Raw genomic sequence first — 21234 nt, 5'->3', positions numbered from 1 at the left:
TCGACGGGGTGGGCGACGGCCTGGCGAGCGGCGTCGGCCGCCTGCCGCAGGGCGAGCCGCAGCCGCGGCCCATCGGCGGAGTCGGAGACCGTGGCGGAGACGGAGACATCGTCGTCGCCACCGACACCCACACCGGCCCCGACACCCACACCGGCACCGGCACCGGCACCGGATTCGGCCGCCTCAGCCGCTTTGACTGCTTCCTCCACTTCGTCCGCGGCCAGCACCTGCGCCATCCCGCGCAGCAGCTGCGCCAGGATCGTCCCCGAGTTGCCGCGCGCCCCGATCAGCGCGCCATGCGCCATGGCGCGCACGGCGTCGGCGAGCGTGGGTCCGGTCCCGGTGCCGGCCTGCGCACCGGCACCCGTCCCGGCGCCGACCCCCGCCTCGTGTCCCGCGAACACCGCCTCCACGGCCGCCGCGGCCGACTCGACGGTCAGGAAGAGATTCGTCCCGGTGTCCCCGTCCGCCACGGGGTAGACATTGATCGCGTCGATCTCCTCGCGCGAGCGCCCCAGCGCATCGAGCGCGAGACCGCACCAGGTACGCACCGCGAGAGCATCGAAGAATGTCTGCGGCACCTGCGCCACCTGCGCCTCCCTGAGCTGGACGTGGCACGCAGCGTAGACCGTGGGGGCCCCACCGCCGGAAGAGGGCCGCGGGCGGGCCCCTGAGCTGCCATGGTAGTTTCGTTCTACGGGTGCAGCCGATGTATGCTGCTCCGGTTGCCCGATCCTGATCGGGCGTCTCCCCTGGCAACGCCACCCGGATCCCCAGGGGCTCCCCCGGAGCCCGTGATTCTGGTCCCGGCATGCCGGGATCAACCGTAAGTGCATCTGAAGTCTTTGGAGTGACCCGTGGCTGCCAACTGCGACGTCTGCGGCAAGGGGCCGGGCTTCGGCAACAACATCTCGCACTCGCACCGCCGTACGTCCCGCCGCTGGAACCCGAACATCCAGCGTGTGCGTACCGTGGTCGGCGGGACGCCGAAGCGCGTGAACGCCTGCACCTCGTGCATCAAGGCCGGCAAGGTCTCGCGCTGACGCTATCGCTGAGCGCGCGGCCACTGCCGGTTCGCCGCACTGAGCCGGTCCACCTCCGGGTGGACCGGCTTTTTGCCGTGCCTGTGGATCAGTCCGCCCCGGGCCTCACTCCTTGAAGCGCCACCCGTGATCCACCGGCCCGATCCCGCCCCCCAGCGCGAACCCGGCGGCGATCGCCCCGGTGACGTACTCCTTGGCCGCCGCCACCGCCTCCGGCACCGGCTGCCCCTTCGCCAGTTGTGAGGCGATCGCGGAGGCGAGCGTGCAGCCCGTGCCGTGGGTGTGCCGGTTGTCGTGGCGCGGCGCCCCGAGCCAGTGCTCCTCGGACCCGTCGGTGAGCAGGTCGACGGCCTCGCCGGGCAGGTGACCGCCCTTGATCAGCGCCCACCGCGGCCCGTACGCCAGCAGGGCCGCGGCCGCCCGGCGCATCTCGTCCTGCGACTCGACCCGCACCCCGGTCAGTTGGGCCACCTCGTCGAGGTTCGGGGTGGCGACCGTGGCGACGGGCAGCAGCTTGGTCCGTACGGAGTCCAGCGCGGAGGCCGCGAGCAGCGGGTCCCCGTGCTTGGACACCCCCACCGGGTCGACGACGGCCGGCGCGTCCGTGCCGGCCAGCAATTCGGCCACCGCCTCGACGAGTTCGGCGGAGGCCAGCATGCCCGTCTTGACCGCCTGGACGCCGATGTCGTCGACGACGCTGCGGTACTGGGCCCGCACCGACTCCACGGGCAGTTCCCAGGCGCCCTGTACCCCGAGGGAGTTCTGCGCGGTGACCGCGGTGATCACGCTCATGCCGTGCACGCCGAGCGCGAGCATCGTCTTCAGGTCGGCCTGGATGCCCGCGCCGCCGCCGGAGTCGGAGCCCGCGACCGTGAGGACCCTGGGCGGAGCGCCACGCATGACGCCCCTCACGACACCGCTCATGACTCGATGTCCCCGAAGTGGTCCCAGCCGCCCTTGCTGGTCCACGGCGCCCCGTCGACCGTCACCTGGGGCAGCGCCGAGGGGTTGAGCACCTCGCCGATGACCTTCCAGCGGGCGGGCAGCTTCACGTCCGGCGGGAAGGTCGCCACGATCGCGTGGTCCTCTCCCCCGGTCAGCACCCACTGCATGGGGTCGACGCCGACGGCCTGGCCGATGTCGTTCATCTGCGAGGGGATGTCGATCGCGCCGGAGCGGATGTCGATGCGCACCTTGCTGGCCTCGGCGATGTGCCCGAGGTCGGCGATCAGTCCGTCACTCACGTCGCACATCGCGGTGGCGCCGAGCCCGGCGGCGGCCGGGCCCGCGTGGTACGGCGGTTCGGGGCGCCGGTGGGCCTCGACGAAGGCGCGCGGGGAGCGGAAGCCGCGGGAGAGCACCGCGTGCCCGGCCGCGGACCAGCCGAGCCAGCCGGTGACGGCGACGAGGTCGCCGGGCTGGGCGCCGGCCCGGGTGACGGGCTCCTGGTTACGCAGATCGCCGAGGGCGGTGATCGACACGGTGATCGTGTCGCCGCGTACGACGTCACCGCCGACCACGGCGGCGCCGGCGACCTGGCACTCGTCGCGCAGCCCGTCCATCAGCTCGGCCGCCCAGGTCACCGGCAGGTCCGCCGGGACGACCAGGCCGAGCAGCAGCGCCGTCGGCACCGCGCCCATCGCGGCGATGTCGGCGAGGTTCTGCGCGGCGGCCTTGCGGCCGACGTCGTACGCCGTGGACCAGTCCCGGCGGAAGTGCCGGCCCTCCAGCAGGATGTCGGTACTGGCCACGACCCTCCGGTCGGGCGCGGCCACCACCGCGGCGTCGTCGCCGGGTCCGACCCGGACCGCCGGTGTGGTGGTGAGACGGGAGGTGAGCTCCCTGATGAGCCCGAACTCACCGAGCTCACCAACAGTGCCCTTCATTGCCCTTTCTCCCCTTCTGTCTCTGTCCGTGCCCGGTCGCGGGGCGTCCGCGCCCTCGCTACGGTCGAGGTGACCGTCAACTTCTGTCGTGCCTGAACCCCGGCGCGCGAGGCCCGCACCCCGCAGGTCTCCCCGCGGCGAGCGGCGACGCGATACCGTGGCGTTCCTTTTCCCCACATGATCCTCGTGGCCGCCCTGGAGGTTCCGTGGTACAGGCGTACATCCTGATCCAGACGGAGGTCGGCAAAGCGTCGACCGTCGCCGATGAGATCGGCAAGATCCCTGGAGTCGTCCAGGCCGAGGACGTGACAGGACCGTACGACGTGATCGTGCGCGCCCAGGCCGACACCGTCGACGACCTGGGCCGCATGGTGGTCGCCAAAGTCCAGCAGGTGGACGGCATCACCCGCACCCTGACCTGCCCGGTCGTCCATCTGTAGCCCCCGTCTACCCTGTGCCGGTGAACTCCTTCCGTCACCGGCACGCCGTCCTGCCCGCACTCGCGGTGCTGATCACCGTCGCGGGCTGCTCCTCAGCAGACGACGACGCGTCCGCGGCGGTTCCCAGCCCGGACGCGAAGGTCACCGAGCTGTGCCAGAACCTGGACAAGGCACTGCCGGCGAAGGTGGACGGTGAGAGCCGCGACGATCCCGAACCCGCCTCCCCGCTGACCGCGGGCTGGGGCGGCGAGGCGATCATACTGCGCTGCGGTGTCGAGCGGCCGCCCAAGATGGTCGACCCCAAGGTGGCCGACGGCCACGACCCGGACGCGATGCCGGGCGGGGTCAACGGCGTCGACTGGCTGATGGAGAGGCAGGGCGACGACACGTACCGCTTCACCACCGCCAACCGCGAGGCGTACGTCGAGGTGAGCGTGACCGACGGGCGGGACAGCACGGGGGTGCTGATCGACCTGGCGCCGGGCATCAAGAAGGCGATCCCCAAGGGGATCGCCTCCTGAAGCCTGCCGCGTTGCCTCAGCGCAGCCCGGTCGGGCGCCGCAGCGCCGCCTGCACCAGCCGGTCCACCAGCTCCGGGTAGCTGACGCCGGTCGCCTGCCACATCTGCGGGTACATCGAGATGGGCGTGAACCCGGGCATCGTGTTGATCTCGTTGATGACGAACTCGCCGTCCTCGGTGAGGAAGAAGTCCGCGCGCACCAGCCCCTCGCAGGAGGCCGCGTCGAACGCCTCCACGGCGAGCCTGCGCACCTCGGCCGTCTCCTCCTCGGTGAGCGGCGCGGGCACGAGGCCGGGCGTGGAGTCGATGTACTTGGCCTCGAAGTCGTAGTACGCGTGCGTGTCCGGCGACGGGATCTCGGCCGGTACGGAGGCGCGCGGCCCGTCCTCGAACTCCAGCACCCCGCACTCGATCTCGCGGCCCCGCAGCGCGGCCTCGACGAGGATCTTCGGGTCGTGCGCCTGCGCGGTGGCGATCGCCTCGTCCAGGCCGGACAGGTCGTCGACCTTGGTGATGCCGATGGAGGAGCCGGCGCGGGCCGGCTTCACGAACAGCGGCCAGCCGTGCTCACCGGCGAAGTCGATGATCTTCTTGCGGGCGGCGGACTCGTCCTGCTGCCACTCGCGGGGCCGGATCACCACGTACGGGCCGACCTTGAGCCCGAAGGAGGTGAACACCCGCTTCATGTACTCCTTGTCCTGGCCGACGGCCGAGGCGAGCACCCCGGAGCCCACGTAGGGGACGCCGGAGAGCTCCAGGAGGCCCTGGAGGGTGCCGTCCTCGCCGTAGGGGCCGTGCAGCACCGGGAAGACCACGTCGACCTCGCCGAGGGCCTTGGGCACCGAGCCGGGCTCGCTGTAGACCACTTCGCGGTTGGCGGGGTCGACGGGGAGCACCACGCCGCCCTCGGCCGACTCGGCGAGCTGATCCACGCTGGGCTGGCGCCGGTCGACGATCGCCATGCGTTCGGGTTCGTCGGCGGTGAGCGCCCAGCGGCCGTCACTGGTGATGCCGATCGGCAGGACGTCGTACTTGGTCCGGTCGATGGCCTTCAGGACGGCGCCGGCGGTGACCACGGAGATCCCGTGTTCGGAGCTGCGCCCACCGAACACGACGGCCACCCGCGGTTTGCGCGCCGGCTGCTCGGGACTCTGGGGGAGGTTCTCGGTGCTCATATCGCGACGAGCGTACCCGCCGAGGGGAAACCGACCTAGCATCAGCGCCCCGAAAGGGGCGCGGGGCTGTGCTCGACATGTGGCTACCGCCACGGGGCGCGACCAGCCACAACGGCGCCGCACACGCCAGACGACAGCACCCGGCCCCCCTCAGGCGGCCCCCGCCCTCACCGCCGTTCCGGCTTCGCACTCCGCGACATCAGCTCCTTCAGCGCGACCACCGGCGGCTTCCCCTCGTGCACGATGCCGACGACCGTCTCGGTGATCGGCATGTCGACCCCGTGCCGGCGGGCCAGATCCAGCACCGACTCACAGGACTTGACGCCCTCGGCGGTCTGCTTGGTGACCGCGATGGCCTCCTGCAGGGTCATGCCCTTGCCGAGATTCGTGCCGAAGGTGTGGTTGCGCGACAGCGGCGAGGAGCAGGTGGCCACCAGGTCGCCCAGACCGGCGAGTCCGGAGAAGGTCAGGGGGTCGGCGCCCAGGGCGACCCCGAGCCGGGCGGTCTCGGCGAGGCCGCGCGTGATGAGCGAGCCCTTGGCGTTGTCACCGAGCCCCATCCCGTCCGCGATGCCGACGGCGAGCCCGATGACGTTCTTCACGGCGCCGCCCAGTTCGCAGCCGACAACGTCGGTCTCGGTGTACGGGCGGAAGTACGGCGTGTGGCAGGCGGCCTGGAGCCGCTGGGCCACGCCCTCGTCGGTGCAGGCGACCACGGCGGCGGCCGGCATGCGCGCGGCGATCTCGCGGGCCAGGTTGGGCCCGGTGACCACGGCGATCCGGTCGGCGCCGACCTTGGCGACGTCCTCGATCACCTCGCTCATCCGCATGGCGGACCCGAGTTCGACGCCCTTCATCAGCGACACCAGGACCGTGCCGGGGGCGAGCAGCGGGGCCCACTCGGCGAGGTTGCCGCGCAGCGTCTGCGAGGGGACGGCGAGGACGGTGAAGTCGGCGCCGGCGGCGGCCTCGGCGGCGTCCGTGGTGGCCCGCAGGTTCTCGGGGAGTTCGACGCCGGGGAGGTAGTCGGGGTTGGTGCGGGTGGAGTTGACCGCGTCGGCGAGTTCGGGGCGCCGCCCCCACAGCACGACGTCGCAGCCGGCGTCGGCGAGGACCATGCCGAAGGCCGTCCCCCACGATCCGGTGCCGAACACGGCCGCCTTGACCGGTGTGCTCACTTGCCCAGCCCCTCTTCCTGCGCGGCTTCCTGCGCGGCGGCGCGGTCGTCCTGCACCCGGTCGTTCCGCGTCCGGTCCCGCCGGGACTGCGCCCGGGTCTTGCGCCGCTGTTCGATCCGCTCGCGGCGCGGATCGTAGGGCGTCTCGGGGGCCTTCTCGCCGCGGATCTGCTCCAACTGGCGGGTGATGGCCGCCATGATCGCCTCGGTGGCCTCCTTGAGGAGTTCCGGGGTCATCTCCCGGTCGTAGAAGCGGTCGAGGTCCACCGGGGGCCCGGCCAGCACCCGGTGGGTCTTGCGCGGGAAGAGGCGGGGCTTCTTGGCGTACGGCGGCAGCAGTTCGTTGGCGCCCCACTGGGCGACCGGGATCACCGGGCACTTGGTCTGCAGGGCGACGCGGGCGGCGCCGGTCTTGCCGGTCATGGGCCAGCCGTCCGGGTCGCGGGTGAGGGTGCCCTCGGGGTAGAAGGCGACGCATTCGCCGCGCTCCACGGCGTCGATCGCGGCGCGGAAGGCGCTCAGCGCGTCCGTGCTCTCGCGGTAGACGGGGATCTGCCCGGTGCCCCGCATCGCGGCCCCCACGAATCCCTTCTTGAAAAGCCCGCTCTTCGCCAGGAATCGCGGAACGCGCCCGGTGTTGTACTGGAAATGCGCGTACGCGAAGGGATCGATGTGCGAATTGTGGTTCACCGCGGTGATAAATCCACCCTCGGCCGGAATGTTCTCCATTCCGCGCCAGTCCCGCTTGAGCAGAACCACCAGCGGCGGTTTGCAGATCACCGCGGCGAAGCGGTACCAGAAGCCGATTCTGCGGCGCGGCACAAGGACACCTTCCTCTAGGGCCTGGTTGGGGCCTGGACCCGGAGGCCAGGCGGGCCGCACAAGTGTCGCCCCGGGCCGCCGGTCTGTCGAGAACACCGTACGCCCCGACTCCGCGGTCACCGGATGCCCCGGGTGACAATGGCCGCGACAAGAGAGGGACATAACACTCGTGCAGTGGACCTTGGTGGTACCCCTGAAGCCGCTCGCTCAGGCCAAGAGCAGGCTGTCGGACACCGCGGACGACGGGCTGCGCCCCGGACTCGCACTGGCCTTCGCGAAGGACACGGTGTCGGCCGCCCTGGCCTGCCCCGCGGTACGGGATGTGGTGGTCGTCACGGACGACGCCCTGGCCGCGCGCGAGCTGGCAGCGCAGGGCGCCGCGGTGATCCCCGACGAGCCGCGCGACGGCCTGAACGCGGCGCTGGCGCACGCGGCGGCGGAGGTACGGGCGAGGGGGCCCGCGCGTGACGTGGCGGCCCTCAACGCCGATCTTCCGGCCCTTCGCCCCGGGGAATTGGCCGTGGTTCTCGATGAGGCCGCCGCATTTCCCCGTGCTTTTCTCGCCGATGCGGCAGGCACGGGGACAACTTTGCTGACGGCGGCCGACGGAACTCGATTGCGCCCGCTCTTCGGCCCCGATTCCCGCTCCCGGCACCGCGCCTCGGGTGCCGTGGAACTCCTCGTGGACGCGGTGGATTCCGTACGGCAGGACGTGGACACCGGCGCGGATCTGCGGGCGGCGCTGGCGCTGGGCGTGGGTCCGCACACGGCGGCGGCCGCCGCGCGGTTGCTGATGGCCGAGCAGTAGGCTGCCGTCATGCAGGCGACCGCATACACCTACGACCCCGTCAGCCGCAGCGGCCAGGTGCTGCTGGACGACGGCACCCCGGTGCCCTTCGACGCGGCGGCGTTCGACGCGGGGGGCCTGCGGCTGCTGCGACCGGGGCAGCGGGTGCGGATCGAGACGGCTCCCGGGACGGAAGGGGCCGGCGGGACCCCGCGGATCACGCTGGTGACGCTCCAGACCTTTTGATCACCCGGTTCCGGGCGGGCGGGAGCCCCCTGAACACGCCGCGGGCCGGACTCCGTGAGGGAGTCCGGCCCGGCGCGTGAGTACCGCTTGCCCGTGCCCGCTGCCTACTTCTTGCGGGCGGTGGTCTTCTTGGCGGTCGTCTTGCGCGCGGTCGACTTCTTGGCGGGCGCCTTCTTGGCCGTGGCCTTCTTCGCCGGGGCCTTCTTGGCGGTCGTCTTCTTCGCGGCGGTGGTCTTGGCGGTTCCCGTGGTCTTCTTGGCGGGGGCCTTCTTCGCCGTGGTCTTCTTGGCCGCCGCCGTCTTGGTGGTGGCCTTCTTCGCCGTCGTCTTCTTGGCGGTGGTCTTCTTCGCCGCGGCCTTGGTGGTCTTCTTGGCGGCGGCCTTCTTCACGGTCGCGGAGGCTCCGCCGGAGAGGCTGCCCTTGGGGGCCTTCTTGACGGCGACCTCGCCACCGCGCGGCAGCTTCTTCGAGCCGCTCACCAGGTCCTTGAAGCCCTGACCCGCGCGGAAGCGCGGCACCGAGGTCTTCTTGACCCGAACCCGCTCGCCCGTCTGGGGGTTCCGGGCGTAGCGGGCCGGACGGTCGACCTTCTCGAACGATCCGAAGCCGGTGACCGAGACCCGCTCACCCGCGACCACCGCGCGGACGATGGCGTCCAGGACATGGTCGACAGCATCGGCGGCCTGCTGGCGGCCACCCATCTTGTCGGCAATCGCTTCTACGAGCTGCGCCTTGTTCACGTCTTCCCCTTCGGAGACATCGCCAGAACGAAAGTGTTCAAGCTTTTTCGCACGTTAGGCAGATATATACCGCAAATCAAACACGAAACGGGCTAATCACCCGTGCGCCGCAACGAACTCGACTGCCTCGACTGGTTCAGCGTTCCTCTTCGGGGAATCGACCCTCGTCCAGGTCCGCGTTGAACCGCTCCAGACGCCTTGCCGCACCGGCGAGATCGTGCTTGGCCGCGGCCGTAATGACCAGCAGCTTCCGGGTCAGCGCCATCCGTACGCCCTCCGGGACTTGCAGTGCGCGCACTCGGGAGTGCGCTTCTTTGAGCCGGACCGCGACCGCCGTATAGAGCTCGAGTTGGCCGTCGTGTTCCATGCACAGATTGTGCCATCTGGGGCGAGTTGTCGCCTGCGCAGGGGGCAACTGCCGCCTCGGACGGCCCTGTCGGGCACACCCGTCAGCCGCGGGTCCATGACTCACGTACCCCGGCAATCACCGTCGTAACGTGGGAAGTTGAGGCCCGCCGGGGGCGGTCCGCGGGTCCGTGCGGACGCGAAAAAGCCCGTACCCCCGATCGGTCGATCGGGGGTACGGGCGGGGTGTCGCGGTGGCCGAAAGTCGACCCGGAGCGGGGACTTCGGCGGTGCGGGTCAGGCCGTGAGCGTCCGCGGCTTGAACGACGGGCGCTTCGCCTCGTAGGCGGCGATGTCGGCCTCGTTCCGCAGGGTGATGGAGATGTCGTCGAGCCCGTTCAGCAGCCGCCAGCGGGAGTTCTCGTCCAGCTCGAAGGAGGCGGTGATGCCCTCGGCGCGCACCTCGCGGGACTCGAGGTCGACGGTGATCTCCGCCGTGGGGTCCTTCTCCGTGAGCTCCCACAGCGCGTCCACGATCTTCTGGTCGAGGACGACGGTGAGCAGGCCGTTCTTCAGCGAGTTGCCGCGGAAGATGTCGGCGAAGCGGGAGGAGATCACGGTCTTGAAGCCGTAGTTCTGCAGCGCCCAGACGGCGTGCTCGCGCGAGGAGCCGGTGCCGAAGTCGGGGCCGGCGACCAGCACCGTGGCGCCCTGCCGCTCGGGCTGGTTGAGGATGAACGACGGGTCCTTGCGCCAGGCCTCGAACAGCCCGTCCTCGAAACCGTCCCGCGTGACCTTCTTGAGCCAGTGGGCCGGGATGATCTGGTCGGTGTCGACGTTGGAGCGGCGCAGCGGCACGGCCCGGCCGGTGTGGGTGGTGAATGCTTCCATGACTGATCAGACTCCAGCGGGCACGGCGGTCTCGGACAGGTCGGCGGGAGAGGCCAGGTGCCCCAGCACGGCGGTCGCGGCCGCCACCTGCGGCGACACCAGATGCGTACGGCCGCCCTTGCCCTGCCTGCCCTCGAAGTTGCGGTTGGAGGTGGACGCGGAGCGCTCGCCGGGGGCCAGCTGGTCCGGGTTCATGCCGAGGCACATCGAGCAGCCCGCGTGCCGCCATTCGGCGCCGGCCTCCTTGAAGACCACGTCCAGGCCCTCGGAGACGGCCTGCAGACCCACGCGCGCGGAGCCCGGGACGACCAGCATCCGTACGCCGTCGGCGATTTTGCGACCGCGCAGGATCTCGGCGGCGTTGCGCAGGTCCTCGATGCGGCCGTTGGTGCAGGAGCCTACGAAGACGGTGTCCACCTTGATGGAGCGCAGCGGCTGCCCGGCCTCCAACCCCATGTACTCCAGGGCCTTTTCGGCGGCGAGGCGCTCCGAGGCGTCCTCGTACGAAGCCGGGTCGGGGACGGACGCGGAAAGCGGCGCTCCCTGGCCGGGGTTGGTGCCCCAGGTGACGAACGGCGACAGTGCGGCGGCGTCGATGACGACCTCGGCGTCGAACTCGGCGTCGTCGTCGGTGCGCAGCGTCTTCCAGTACTCGACGGCCGCGTCCCAGTCGGCGCCCTCGGGGGCGTGCGGGCGGCCCTTGAGGTAGGCGAACGTGGTCTCGTCCGGGGCGATCATGCCCGCGCGGGCGCCGGCCTCGATCGACATGTTGCAGATGGTCATGCGGGCCTCCATCGAGAGCTTCTCGATGGCGGAGCCGCGGTACTCCAGGACGTAGCCCTGGCCGCCGCCGGTGCCGATCTTCGCGATGATCGCCAGGATCAGGTCCTTGGCGGTGACGCCCTCGGGCAGCTCGCCGTCGACCGTGATCGCCATGGTCTTGGGGCGGGCCATCGGCAGCGTCTGGGTGGCCAGCACGTGCTCGACCTGGGAGGTGCCGATGCCGAACGCCAGCGCGCCGAACGCGCCGTGCGTGGAGGTGTGCGAGTCGCCGCAGACGACGGTGGTGCCGGGCTGGGTCAGGCCCAGCTGCGGGCCGACGACGTGCACGACGCCCTGCTCGACGTCGCCCAGCGGGTGCAGCCGGACGCCGAACTCCGCGCAGTTCTTGCGCAGCGTCTCCAGCTGGGCGCGGGAGACCGGGTCGGCGATGGGCTTGTCGATGTCGAGGGTGGGGGTGTTGTGATCCTCGGTGGCGATGGTCAGGTCGAGCCGGCGCACCTGGCGACCGCTCTTGCGGAGGCCGTCGAAGGCCTGCGGGCTGGTCACCTCGTGCAGCAGGTGCAGATCGATGTAGAGGAGGTCGGGCTCGCCCTCGGCGCGCCGGACGACATGGTCGTCCCAGACCTTCTCCGCGAGTGTCCTACCCATCGCTTTCCCTCCGGCCGGCAACGGTCGCCGACCCAACTAGAGATCTGTGAGGAGACGGCGCCCGCACCCCTGATCCCGGGCGTCCGCCGCCAGGCCCTTACGTCCACGGGCCGTTCGTGACTTCGTGCTTCCAGAGTGGCGTGTTCCACGGAAAATTGAACTTGCGTTTCACAGAGTGAGACGCAAGTATCGTTGCATGGACAACAGTAGCGGCGTCGGCGTTCTGGACAAGGCGGCACTCGTCCTGAGCGCTCTGGAGTCCGGTCCGGCCACCCTCGCGGGTCTGGTCGGGGCCACCGGACTGGCACGACCCACGGCCCACCGCCTGGCCGTGGCGCTGGAACACCACCGCATGGTGGCGCGTGACATGCAGGGCCGTTTCATTCTCGGTCCCCGCCTGGCCGAACTGGCCGCGGCGGCGGGCGAGGACCGTCTGCTCGCCACGGCGGGCCCGGTGCTCACCCATCTCCGGGACGTCACCGGCGAGAGCGCCCAGCTCTATCGCCGCCAGGGCGACATGCGCATCTGTGTCGCGGCGGCGGAGCGTCTGTCGGGCCTGAGGGACACAGTCCCGGTGGGCTCCACACTGACGATGAAGGCCGGTTCCTCGGCGCAGATCCTGCTCGCCTGGGAGGAGCCGGAGCGGCTGCACCGGGGCCTGCAGGGCGCCCGTTTCACGGCGACGGCCCTGTCGGGCGTACGGCGCCGTGGCTGGGCCCAGTCGATCGGCGAGCGCGAGCCGGGCGTCGCGTCCGTCTCCGCGCCCGTACGCGGGCCTTCCAACCGCGTGGTGGCCGCCGTGTCCGTCTCGGGCCCCATCGAGCGTCTGACGCGCCACCCGGGACGTATGCACGCCCAGGCCGTCATCGACGCCGCCGCCCGCCTCTCGGAGGCACTGCGCCGCTCCTGAGTCCTGTTCCGACCGACGCTCACCGACATCTCGGGGGCGGGCCCGCCTCAACGCCGCGGCGGGCCCGCCCCCGATGTCGTGCCGGCCGTCACATCCGGTCGGTCACGGCCTCCGCCGGGGTCTGAGCCTTCTTCGAGCGGTGCGCGAGCCGGTCCTTGGCCCGCGTCCCGCGCCGCTCCAGCGGTATCTGCCCGTGCGCGGCGGCGAGTCCGAACGCCGGCATGTCCGCGTAGATCGCCTCGTACGACCCCTCCGGCACCATGTACGCCTCGTGCCACAGGCCCACATGCCCGCGCACCTTCCCCTTGCGTTCCTTGCGGTTGATGGCCGCCCACGCGGTGTGATGGAACGTGTCGGGCGCGTGCGCGTACGTGTAGAGCTTCTCCTTGGACTCCCAGTACTGGACGACGTAGTACGTGCGCGGCGAGGCGGTGAGCAGCACGTGACCGAGCAGGCCGCGCTCCGGGTGCCCGCGCAGTTCGCGCAGCATGCGCAGCATGGCGAGGAACACCGGCATCCAGTGGTGCACGGCCCAGAAGTGGTTGATCCGCATGCCGATCAGCAGAACGACGACATCCCCCTCGGCTGCCGCGGTCGTGCGCTCGGCGGTGCCGGACTTCCCTGTCGAGGAATCTCCCATGGTTGGATAGTGACGCTATCCGATAGAGGGTGCAAGACATGCGGCTGGCCGAGTTGAGTGAGCGCAGTGGGGTGTCCACGGCGACGATCAAGTACTACCTGCGCGAAGGCCTGTTGCCGCCGGGCCGCCGGGTCAACGCGACGACCGCCGAGTACGGCGAGGAGCATCTGCGCCGGCTGCGGCTGGTGCGCGCCCTGATCCAGGTGGGCGGGGTGCCGGTGAGCACGGCGCGCGAGGTGCTGGCGCATGTCGACGACGACTCCCTGGGCCGCACGATCCGCCTGGGCGCCGCTCTGTGGGCCCTGCCGCAGGATCCCGAGCCGGACGAGGAGGACCCTGCGGTGACTGCCGCGCGGACGGAGGTGGACCGGCTGCTGGAGATGCTGGGCTGGGAGACGGCCCGCGAACTCGCCCCGCTCTCCCCCGTGCACCGCTCCCTGGTCGTGGCGGTGGCCGCGCTGCAGCGGCTGGGCTATCCCTGGGACGCCGAACACATGGCGCCGTACGGGGAGTTGATGCACGAGGTGGCGCGGCGGGACCTGGACTACATGGAGACGTTCGACTCGGAGGCCGAGAAGGTCGAGGTGGCGGTGGCCGGCGCGGTGCTGTTCCAGCCCGTGCTGCGGGCGCTGCACCGGCTGGCGCAGGAGGAGGAGTCGGTGCGGCGCTACGGCATCGAGTGAACGCCGAAGGGGCCTCCGCCGAAGCGGAGGCCCCTTGGGACTCGTACCCCCGACCGGATTCGAACCGGCGCTACCGCCTTGAGAGGGCGGCGTGCTAGGCCGCTACACAACGGGGGCGTGGACCCTGCAAGCGTTGAATACTGCACCGCCGCAGGTCCGAGCTGGTCTACCTGGACTCGAACCAAGACTAACTGAACCAGAATCAGTCGTGCTGCCAATTACACCATAGACCAATGATGGTTTAGACCAGTCAGTACCCCCGACCGGATTCGAACCGGCGCTACCGCCTTGAGAGGGCGGCGTGCTAGGCCGCTACACAACGGGGGCCCTAGCGATCATCTCGAAGGAGATCACCGTACCCCCGACCGGATTCGAACCGGCGCTACTGCCTTGAGAGGGCAGCGTGCTAGGCCGCTACACAACGGGGGCTTTGCAGATGAGCTCTGCGAGCTGGCCTACCTGGACTCGAACCAAGACTAACTGAACCAGAATCAGTCGTGCTGCCAATTACACCATAGGCCACTGGAACGCAAGCCCCCTGGGGGGATGTCGTTCTAGCTGTGCGCTGTCGGTTCCCGGCCTCTCGGCCCGCTCCCCGGCGGCGCAGGAAGAACATTACCTGAAGGTGGACGGGGCTCCAAAACGAGTATCGGCGCCGAGGAGGGCGGGGAGTTCGGCCAGGGACGCGATCCGGCGGGGCCCCTCGGGCGGGTCGACGGCCGCACGGGCGCTCCCGCGGTCGATCCACACCGACAGCAGCCCGGCCTGAGCGGCGCCCCGCCCGTCGATCTCCGGGTGGTCGCCGACGTACGCCACCTGCCGCGGGGGCAGGGACAGCGCCTCGCAGGCCGCGAGGAACGCGCCCGGATCCGGTTTGGAGACGCCCAGCTCGGCGGCGCACAGGATGGCCTCGAAGCGGTCGTGCACACCGAGCACGCGCAGCTTGCGGTCCTGGACGGGCAGGCTGGAGTTGGACAGCACGGCGTGCCGGTGGGTGGCCCGCAGGGCGTCCAGGACGGGCAGGACGTCGGGGAACAGGCTCCAGGCGGCCTCGTAGTGCACCAGGTAGCGCCGGAACCAGTCGTCGGCCTCGTCGTCGGTCAGATCGCGGCCCAGGAAGACGCGGGTGCGGTCGCGCCGCTGGGTCTCGAAGTCGACCTCGCCGGCGGCGAACCGGGCCCACTGGGCGTCGGTGATCTCCCGCCACAGCTCCAGCGCCTCCTCGGCGGTGCCGTACCGGGCGAGCAGCCCCTCGGCCAGCAAGTGCGCGCGTATGCCCTCCCGGTCGGCGGAGGTGTAGTCGAAGAGGGTGTCGTCCACGTCCCACACCACCGCACGAATACCCATGATCCGACAGTAGCGCGAACGGGCGGCGCAGGCCCCGGAACCCGTCAGTCGTGCGCACCCCACCAGACGAACCGCTCGATCGGGATTTGATCCGCGACCGCGGCCGTACTGCTGTAGACGGCGTCACCGTTGGCCGAGGTTCGCAATTGGTGCGCCCAGATGTTCATGAGGCGGTTACCGTCGCCGTTCCACCACTGCTGGCCACCGCTGCCGCACGGGCTCGTCCACACGGCGTTGTTCTGACTCTTCATGTCCGTCGTAAGGCAGTCACCGTTGGCGTTGCTCACCAAGCGGCGGAAGGTGTGGCCGAAGCCGGTGGTCGACTCCGCACCCCAATGCCAGTTCCGGGTAGCGAGAGAGTCGTTGCAGGTGCCCGACCAGACAGCGTCAGTCGTCGCCGACGCAGTGAGGCAGTTGCCCTCGTAGTCGTTCGTGTACGTCCAGTTGGCGGCGTACGCCTGGGACAAGGTGCCTGCCACGGTAAGCATCAGAGCGGCGAGCCCGGCAGGGACGGTCAGCCTGAGTGAGAGTCTCCAAGATCGCATGCCTCAAGGTTCGGGGGAGGCGGTGACGCTCAGATGAAAAGATCACAAACATGTCATGTTCATCGTCAGGCGGATTGGGCGGCGTAAAGAGGAAGGGCGGCCCCCCGAAACGTACGGGGAGCCGCCCTCACGCAGCGGGTCAGGCGGTCAGCTTCGCCAGGGCCGCGTCGATCCTGGCCAGGGTCTTCTCCTTGCCCAGGACCTCCAGGGACTCGAAGAGGGGCAGGCCGACCGTGCGGCCGGTGACGGCGACGCGGACCGGGGCCTGGGCCTTGCCGAGCTTGAGGCCGTGGGCCTCGCCGGCGGTCAGGACGGCCTCCTTCAGGGACTCCGGGGAGTTCCAGTCGGCCGCTTCCAGCTTCTCGCGGGCCGTGCGCAGCAGGGCGTCGCTGCCCTCCTTCATCGCCTTGTTCCAGCTGGCCTCGTCGAAGACCGGCTCCGGCAGGAACAGGAAGTCGACGTTGTCGGTGATCTCCGACAGCACCTTCACGCGGGTCTGTGCGTGCGGGGCGATGGCCTGCCACTTCGTCTCGTCGAAGGCCTCCGGGGCCCAGGGGGCGAAGGGCGCCTGGAGCCAGGGGCGGCAGCGCTCGGTGAAGTCCTTCACCTCCAGCATGCGGATGTGGTCGCCGTTGATCGCCTCGCACTTCTTCAGGTCGAAGCGCGCCGGGTTGGGCTGCACGTCCGCGACGTCGAAGGCCGCGACCATCTCGTCCGTGGTGAAGACGTCCCGGTCGGCGGAGAGCGACCAGCCGAGCAGGGAGAGGTAGTTGAGCAGGCCCTCGGGGAGGAAGCCGCGCTCGCGGTAGAGGTTGAGCGAGGACTGCGGGTCACGCTTGGAGAGCTTCTTGTTGCCCTCGCCCATCACGTAGGGCAGGTGGCCGAACTGCGGGATCTCCTTGGCGATGCCCAGCTCGATCAGCGCCTTGTACAGGGCGATCTGGCGCGGGGTGGAGGAGAGCAGGTCCTCGCCGCGCAGGACGTGGGTGATCTCCATCAGGGCGTCGTCGACCGGGTTGACCAGCGTGTACAGCGGGGCGCCGTTGGCGCGGACGATGCCGTAGTCCGGGACGTTCTCCGGGGTGAAGGTCAGCTCGCCGCGGACCAGGTCGGTGAAGGTGATCGTCTCGTCGGGCATCCGGAAGCGGACGATCGGCTCGCGGCCCTGGGCCTTGTACTCCTCGACCTGCGCGCCGGTCAGCTCACGGCAGTGGCCGTCGTAGCCGGACGGCTTGCCGGCGGCGCGGGCTGCCTCGCGGCGGGTGTCCAGCTCCTCCTGGGAGCAGTAGCAGTGGTAGGCGTGACCGGCGTCGAGGAGCTTCTGGGCGACGTCCTTGTAGAGGTCCATGCGCTGCGACTGGCGGTACGGCGCGTGGGGGCCGCCGACCTCGGGGCCCTCGTCCCAGTCGAAGCCCAGCCAGCGCATCGCGTCGAGCAGCTGGGTGTAGGACTCCTCGGAGTCGCGGGCCGCGTCGGTGTCCTCGATGCGGAACACCAGGGTGCCCTGGTGGTGCTTGGCGAACGCCCAGTTGAACAGGGCGGTGCGGACCAGGCCCACATGGGGGTTACCGGTGGGCGAGGGGCAGAAACGGACGCGTACGGGAGTGCCGGGTGCGCTAGCCACGCTTGACAACCTTGTTGGTGAGAGTGCCGATGCCTTCGATGGTGACGGCGACCTCGTCGCCGACGTTGAGGGGGCCGACCCCTGCCGGGGTGCCCGTGAGGATGACGTCGCCGGGGAGCAGCGTCATGGCCTCGGAGATGTTGACGATCAGATCCTCGATGGAGTGGATCATCTCGCTGGTGCGGCCGAGCTGGCGCTGTTCGCCGTTGACCGTGAGCTGGATGGTCAGGTCGGACGCGGTGGCGAGGTCCAGGTCCGTCTCCACCCAGGGGCCGAGCGGGCAGGAGGTGTCGAAGCCCTTGGCCCGGGCCCACTGCTTCTCGCGCTTCTGGACGTCGCGCGCGGTGATGTCGTTGGCGCAGGTGTAGCCGAAGATCACGTCCTGGACGCGCTCGCGCGGGACCTCGCGGCACATGCGGCCGATGACGACGGCCAGCTCGGCCTCGTGGTGGACGTCCTCGGAGAAGGGCGGGTACTGGATCTCGTCGCCGGGGCCGATGACGGAGGTGGACGGCTTGAAGAAGGCGAACGGGGCGTCCGGGACCTCGTTGCCCAGCTCGCGCGCGTGCTCGGCGTAGTTGCGGCCGAAGGCGACCACCTTGTTGGGGAGCACCGGGGGCAGCAGCCTGACCTTGCTCACCGGGACCTTGGTGCCGGAGAGCTCGAAGTCCGCGAACGGGATGCCCTTGATGATGTCCAGGACGAGCTCGTCCTGCTTCTCGCCCTCGACCGCGCCGAAGGCGACGTTCCCGTCGATGGAGAATCTGGCGATGCGCACGGGATGCTTGGCCCCTTGAGTCAAAGCGGCTGGATTCTGACGCTCCAGGCTAGCGCGGCGGGGCGCTGCCACCTCGTCCATGACCGGGGGTGGCCCGGTCTCGCGCATCATGAAGGGGCGCCCCGCTCGGCGGGACGCCCCTTGAGTGATCCGCGGCCGGTGCGCGTACTGACGGGTGTCAGTTCGCGGCGCCCGCCGTGACCGGGATCTCCATGAGGACGGTGCGCTTGGGGTTGGCTGTCTGGGCCGGGAGGTCGACGGGGTGCTCCTGCTGGACCGGCGCCTGCAGTTCGTCGGCGCCGTCGAGGTGGGCCAGCGTCGTGCGTCGCGGGTTGGCGATCTTGTGGAACATCGTCGTCGTCTTCACTGTTTACTTGACCCTGTTCTGTGCGGCCTGCTCGCGGTTACAGATGCATCCATCTTGTAAAGCGTCAGGCTAAACATGCAATTCCCCGCGGACCGCGCCGGGAGGCCATGATCGGCATGTGAGTTTGCTCACGAATCGGCCGACAAAACGGGCAATCCGCCAGGCCCCGCCATCCCGCCGAAACGGACATTGCACCCCTGAAGCCGTCATTCCGCTCCTGATCATCGCGACTGGGACACCCACAGGAAGCCCTTGCGATCAAGGCCACTTGCGGGCACTTGCCGGTTTTGCCCCGGATCCCTCTCCACGTCTCGTGACCCACCCCTCACGCCGTGTCACGTATGTCACGGCCTGGCCCACGGGCCTTGTTGGAGATCCTGCACTGTGCTGGAATTCCACGGACCGCCGCAGGATCGAGCCGGCGCACAGGGGGCGCACCGACGCGCCGAGTGGCGGCGAGAAGGGGGAGCCAGCGCCGGTCATCCACGACCACCACGGGGGCGTATTCAGGGCGCCCCTATGACGCCGACACCGTGCCTCGCCGTTCACGCGGAGAGGTGCCTGGTCCAGAGGTTGCGACGCTAGTGCAGGGACGTTTCAAGAGGGATGGCAGCGCTTCGGCGGAGCCGGAGCACGGCGGGACAGGCCCGATGGCCGTCAGCTCCTCGCCCCAGCACGCCCAGAGCCAGGGCCCGGCCGCGTCCGGTGACGGCGGCGAACGCTCAGGCCGACCCGGCGGCTCCGCGCCCACCGGCGCGCCGAGCCCCGCGCCGGCCGCCCCCAAGCCGCCGAAGGGCCCGACCGGTCCGGGCTCGCGCATAGCCCTGCGCAACTGGCGGATCTCCACCCGTCTGGTGTCGCTGCTCGCCCTTCCCGTGGTCGCGGCCACCTCGCTGGGCGCCCTGCGCATCAACGAGTCGATGAACGACATCCAGCAGCTCGACAACATGAAGCTGCTGACCGACATGACCAAGCAGGCCACCGAACTGGCCCTCGCGCTCCAGGAGGAGCGCGACCAGTCGGCCGGCCCGCTCGCGCACAACGGCAAGGCCACGGACTTCACGGTCAAGGGCCTGCGCGAGAGGACCGACCGCGCCGCGCGGAACTTCGTCGACGGCACAGAGGAGATCGACGACGCCGACAAGGACGGCGATCTCAGCGGCGTCCGCGACAAGCTGGTCCAGCTCGCCGGTGACGTGCAGCAGATCGAGAAGATCCGCAAGTCCGCCTACGCGCAAGAGAAGAACTCGACCCAGACGATCGAGGCGTACCACCGTCTGATCGAGAACCTGATCGACCTCTCGCAGGACATGGCGGAGGCGACCAGCAACCCCGACATGATCCAGCGCACGCGCGCCCTGGCCACGTTCTCCTCCGCCAAGGAGTACGCCTCGATCCAGCGCGCGGCCATCGCGGCGGCGCTGCCCGCCAGCAACACCACCACCGGCGACATCTCCGAGAACGACCGGCTCTACGCGGACGGTGCCCGCTCCAGCGAGCAGGCCGAGATCCGCAGCTTCAAGAGCATCTACGGTGAGGACAAGGCCACCGAGCTGCTGCAGCCGATCGAGGACGGCAACATCACCATCAAGGCGACCGACACGTACGCCAGCCGTGCGCTGCTGTCGCCCGATGGTCTGGCCGCCGCCGGCAAGCGCTCGTACCGCGACTGGCTCGACGACAGCGGCACCAAGATCCAGCAGATGAAGAACATCGAGTTCACGCTGCTGGAGGAGATGGAACAGAAGGCCCGTGAGCTGCGCAGCGCCACCGAGCGCGACGCGATCATCTCCGGTGCGCTGATCCTCCTCGTGCTCGGTGTCTCACTGGTCGGCGCCTTCGTGGTGGCCCGCTCCATGATCCGCTCGCTGCGGCGCCTCGAGGACACCGCGACCAGGGTCGCCCAGGAACGCCTGCCCGAGCTGGTCAAGCAGCTGTCCGAGTCCGACCCGCAGGACGTCGACACGTCCGTGGAGTCGGTCGGTGTGCACTCCCGGGACGAGATCGGCCGCGTGGCCGCGGCCTTCGACGACGTGCACCGCGAGGCGGTCCGCCTCGCCGCCGAGCAGGCCCTGCTGCGGGGCAACGTCAACGCGATGTTCACCAACCTCTCGCGCCGCTCCCAGGGTCTGATCCAGCGCCAGCTGTCGCTGATCTCCGAGCTGGAGTCCCGCGAGGCCGACCCGGACCAGCTGTCCTCGCTGTTCAAGCTGGACCACCTCGCCACGCGTATGCGCCGTAACGGTGAGAACCTGCTGGTCCTCGCGGGTGAGGAGCCCGGCCGCCGGTGGACCCGTCCGGTCCCGCTGGTCGACGTGCTGCGTGCCGCCGCGTCCGAGGTGGAGCAGTACGAGCGCATCGAGCTGGCCGCGGTGCCGTCCACCGAGGTGGCCGGCCGGGTCGTCAACGACCTCGTGCACCTGCTCGCCGAGCTGCTGGAGAACGCCACCTCGTTCTCCTCCCCGCAGACCAAGGTCAAGGTCACCGGTCACGCGCTGCCCGACGGCCGCGTGCTGATCGAGATCCACGACACCGGTATCGGTCTGTCGCCGGAGGACCTCGCGGCGATCAACGAGCGGCTCGCGTCGCCGCCGACCGTGGACGTGTCGGTGTCCCGCCGCATGGGTCTGTTCGTGGTCGGCCGGCTCTCGCAGCGCCACGGCATCCGCATCCAGCTGCGTCCGTCCGACTCCGGTGGTACGACCGCGCTGGTCATGCTGCCCGTCGATGTCGCCCAGGGCGGCAAGAAGCCGCAGGGCAAGCCCGGTCAGCCCGGTGCGGGCGGTGGCGGTCCCGCCGCCGCGCAGGCGGCCGCCGGTGCCGCCGCCGCACGGCGT

The 21234-nt window shown here is 70.2% G+C and carries 24 protein-coding genes and 5 tRNA genes; 8 read left to right on the top strand and 21 right to left on the bottom strand.

Annotated elements, in window-relative coordinates; translation table 11 throughout:
• Window positions 1-590: DAK2 domain-containing protein (locus N4P33_RS17640; RefSeq protein WP_260827578.1), on the bottom strand; the 590-nt coding region annotated here is incomplete at its 3' end.
• Window positions 591-857: 267 nt separating this feature from the next.
• Between N4P33_RS17640 and rpmB the strand changes: the two genes are divergently transcribed.
• Window positions 858-1043 carry a 50S ribosomal protein L28 gene (gene rpmB, locus N4P33_RS17635; RefSeq protein WP_003993230.1) on the top strand — a complete coding sequence of 62 codons (186 nt, stop codon included), beginning with the start codon at window positions 858-860 and terminating at the stop codon, window positions 1041-1043.
• Between the two features lie 105 nt (window positions 1044-1148).
• Here rpmB and thiD read toward each other — a convergent pair whose 3' ends face one another.
• Together thiD and N4P33_RS17625 are read right to left on the bottom strand one after the other, a co-directional pair.
• Window positions 1149-1967, bottom strand: coding sequence for a bifunctional hydroxymethylpyrimidine kinase/phosphomethylpyrimidine kinase (gene thiD, locus N4P33_RS17630; RefSeq protein ID WP_260827577.1), 819 nt, complete (start codon window positions 1965-1967; stop codon window positions 1149-1151).
• Window positions 1964-2929: a thiamine-phosphate kinase gene (locus tag N4P33_RS17625; protein ID WP_260827576.1), complete on the bottom strand. Its 966-nt coding sequence runs from the start codon at window positions 2927-2929 to the stop codon at window positions 1964-1966. Before N4P33_RS17625 ends, thiD begins: the two co-directional genes overlap by 4 nt.
• Before the next feature lie 206 nt (window positions 2930-3135).
• Here N4P33_RS17625 and N4P33_RS17620 point away from each other — a divergent pair, with 206 nt between their 5' ends.
• Together N4P33_RS17620 and N4P33_RS17615 are read left to right on the top strand one after the other, a co-directional pair.
• Window positions 3136-3369 (top strand): Lrp/AsnC family transcriptional regulator, encoded by a 234-nt coding sequence (locus tag N4P33_RS17620; protein WP_260827575.1) that lies wholly within the window; start codon window positions 3136-3138, stop codon window positions 3367-3369.
• Window positions 3370-3389: 20 nt separating this feature from the next.
• Window positions 3390-3890, top strand: a complete 501-nt coding sequence (locus tag N4P33_RS17615; protein WP_260827574.1) for a DUF3515 domain-containing protein — start codon at window positions 3390-3392, stop codon at window positions 3888-3890.
• Window positions 3891-3906: 16 nt separating this feature from the next.
• Here N4P33_RS17615 and N4P33_RS17610 read toward each other — a convergent pair whose 3' ends face one another.
• The 3 genes from N4P33_RS17610 to N4P33_RS17600 all read right to left on the bottom strand — a co-directional run bounded on the left by N4P33_RS17610 (window position 3907) and on the right by N4P33_RS17600 (window position 7063).
• Window positions 3907-5064: a D-alanine--D-alanine ligase family protein gene (locus N4P33_RS17610; protein WP_260827573.1), complete on the bottom strand. Its 1158-nt coding sequence runs from the start codon at window positions 5062-5064 to the stop codon at window positions 3907-3909.
• A 167-nt stretch (window positions 5065-5231) separates the two neighbouring features.
• Window positions 5232-6242 (bottom strand): NAD(P)H-dependent glycerol-3-phosphate dehydrogenase, encoded by a 1011-nt coding sequence (locus tag N4P33_RS17605; RefSeq protein ID WP_260827572.1) that lies wholly within the window; start codon window positions 6240-6242, stop codon window positions 5232-5234.
• Window positions 6239-7063 (bottom strand): 1-acyl-sn-glycerol-3-phosphate acyltransferase, encoded by an 825-nt coding sequence (locus N4P33_RS17600; RefSeq protein ID WP_260827571.1) that lies wholly within the window; start codon window positions 7061-7063, stop codon window positions 6239-6241. The genes N4P33_RS17605 and N4P33_RS17600 overlap by 4 nt, the downstream gene beginning before the upstream one ends.
• Before the next feature lie 169 nt (window positions 7064-7232).
• Between N4P33_RS17600 and cofC the strand changes: the two genes are divergently transcribed.
• The gene (cofC, locus tag N4P33_RS17595) at window positions 7233-7871 is read left to right on the top strand and encodes a 2-phospho-L-lactate guanylyltransferase (RefSeq protein ID WP_260827570.1); all 639 of its coding nucleotides are present in this window, start codon (window positions 7233-7235) and stop codon (window positions 7869-7871) included.
• Between the two features lie 9 nt (window positions 7872-7880).
• Complete coding sequence (locus N4P33_RS17590) at window positions 7881-8096, top strand: hypothetical protein (RefSeq protein WP_260827569.1); 216 nt, start codon at window positions 7881-7883, stop codon at window positions 8094-8096.
• Window positions 8097-8200: 104 nt separating this feature from the next.
• On the opposite strand, the gene N4P33_RS17585 is transcribed toward N4P33_RS17590, so the two are convergent.
• From N4P33_RS17585 to leuC, 4 genes are all read right to left on the bottom strand, one after another.
• Complete coding sequence (locus tag N4P33_RS17585; RefSeq protein WP_260827568.1) at window positions 8201-8836, bottom strand: HU family DNA-binding protein; 636 nt, start codon at window positions 8834-8836, stop codon at window positions 8201-8203.
• Between the two features lie 136 nt (window positions 8837-8972).
• Entirely contained in the window at window positions 8973-9203 is a 231-nt protein-coding gene (locus N4P33_RS17580; protein ID WP_260827567.1) for a hypothetical protein, read from the bottom strand.
• 275 nt (window positions 9204-9478) lie between these two features.
• Window positions 9479-10072: a 3-isopropylmalate dehydratase small subunit gene (gene leuD / locus N4P33_RS17575; protein ID WP_260827566.1), complete on the bottom strand. Its 594-nt coding sequence runs from the start codon at window positions 10070-10072 to the stop codon at window positions 9479-9481.
• Window positions 10073-10078: 6 nt separating this feature from the next.
• A complete protein-coding gene (gene leuC, locus N4P33_RS17570; RefSeq protein WP_260827565.1) occupies window positions 10079-11503 on the bottom strand; it encodes a 3-isopropylmalate dehydratase large subunit in 1425 nt (474 codons plus the stop codon).
• A 196-nt stretch (window positions 11504-11699) separates the two neighbouring features.
• On the opposite strand from leuC, the gene ndgR reads away from it, so the two are divergent.
• On the top strand, window positions 11700-12413 hold the full coding sequence (gene ndgR / locus N4P33_RS17565; RefSeq protein WP_260827564.1) for an IclR family transcriptional regulator NdgR: 714 nt from the start codon (window positions 11700-11702) through the stop codon (window positions 12411-12413).
• 88 nt (window positions 12414-12501) lie between these two features.
• Here ndgR and N4P33_RS17560 read toward each other — a convergent pair whose 3' ends face one another.
• Window positions 12502-13053, bottom strand: coding sequence for a DUF4188 domain-containing protein (locus tag N4P33_RS17560; protein ID WP_260827563.1), 552 nt, complete (start codon window positions 13051-13053; stop codon window positions 12502-12504).
• A 38-nt stretch (window positions 13054-13091) separates the two neighbouring features.
• Between N4P33_RS17560 and N4P33_RS17555 the strand changes: the two genes are divergently transcribed.
• On the top strand, window positions 13092-13736 hold the full coding sequence (locus N4P33_RS17555) for a MerR family transcriptional regulator (protein ID WP_260827562.1): 645 nt from the start codon (window positions 13092-13094) through the stop codon (window positions 13734-13736).
• Window positions 13737-13780: 44 nt separating this feature from the next.
• Here N4P33_RS17555 and N4P33_RS17550 read toward each other — a convergent pair.
• The 10 genes from N4P33_RS17550 to N4P33_RS17505 all read right to left on the bottom strand — a co-directional run bounded on the left by N4P33_RS17550 (window position 13781) and on the right by N4P33_RS17505 (window position 18397).
• Window positions 13781-13853 (bottom strand) — tRNA-Glu (locus N4P33_RS17550).
• Between the two features lie 44 nt (window positions 13854-13897).
• Window positions 13898-13969: transfer RNA gene (locus tag N4P33_RS17545), tRNA-Gln, on the bottom strand.
• A 21-nt stretch (window positions 13970-13990) separates the two neighbouring features.
• Window positions 13991-14063, bottom strand: a tRNA-Glu gene (locus N4P33_RS17540).
• A gap of 29 nt (window positions 14064-14092) precedes the next feature.
• Window positions 14093-14165, bottom strand: a tRNA-Glu gene (locus N4P33_RS17535).
• A 21-nt stretch (window positions 14166-14186) separates the two neighbouring features.
• Window positions 14187-14258 (bottom strand) — tRNA-Gln (locus N4P33_RS17530).
• A 93-nt stretch (window positions 14259-14351) separates the two neighbouring features.
• Window positions 14352-15083 carry an HAD family hydrolase gene (locus N4P33_RS17525; protein ID WP_260827561.1) on the bottom strand — a complete coding sequence of 244 codons (732 nt, stop codon included), beginning with the start codon at window positions 15081-15083 and terminating at the stop codon, window positions 14352-14354.
• 44 nt (window positions 15084-15127) lie between these two features.
• Window positions 15128-15562 carry an RICIN domain-containing protein gene (locus N4P33_RS17520; RefSeq protein ID WP_260827560.1) on the bottom strand — a complete coding sequence of 145 codons (435 nt, stop codon included), beginning with the start codon at window positions 15560-15562 and terminating at the stop codon, window positions 15128-15130.
• 205 nt (window positions 15563-15767) lie between these two features.
• A complete protein-coding gene (gene gltX, locus N4P33_RS17515; protein WP_260827559.1) occupies window positions 15768-17252 on the bottom strand; it encodes a glutamate--tRNA ligase in 1485 nt (494 codons plus the stop codon).
• The gene (locus N4P33_RS17510; RefSeq protein ID WP_260827558.1) at window positions 17245-18030 is read right to left on the bottom strand and encodes a fumarylacetoacetate hydrolase family protein; all 786 of its coding nucleotides are present in this window, start codon (window positions 18028-18030) and stop codon (window positions 17245-17247) included. Before N4P33_RS17510 ends, gltX begins: the two co-directional genes overlap by 8 nt.
• A gap of 178 nt (window positions 18031-18208) precedes the next feature.
• Window positions 18209-18397 carry a hypothetical protein gene (locus N4P33_RS17505; RefSeq protein ID WP_260827557.1) on the bottom strand — a complete coding sequence of 63 codons (189 nt, stop codon included), beginning with the start codon at window positions 18395-18397 and terminating at the stop codon, window positions 18209-18211.
• A 584-nt stretch (window positions 18398-18981) separates the two neighbouring features.
• On the opposite strand from N4P33_RS17505, the gene N4P33_RS17500 reads away from it, so the two are divergent.
• A partial coding sequence (locus tag N4P33_RS17500; RefSeq protein WP_260827556.1) for a nitrate- and nitrite sensing domain-containing protein occupies window positions 18982-21234 on the top strand: 2253 nt, incomplete at its 3' end.

This window comes from Streptomyces sp. 15-116A (genome assembly GCF_025290915.1).
Classification (GTDB): Bacteria; Actinomycetota; Actinomycetes; order Streptomycetales; family Streptomycetaceae; genus Streptomyces.
This window is presented reverse-complemented; position numbering and strand designations above follow the sequence as displayed.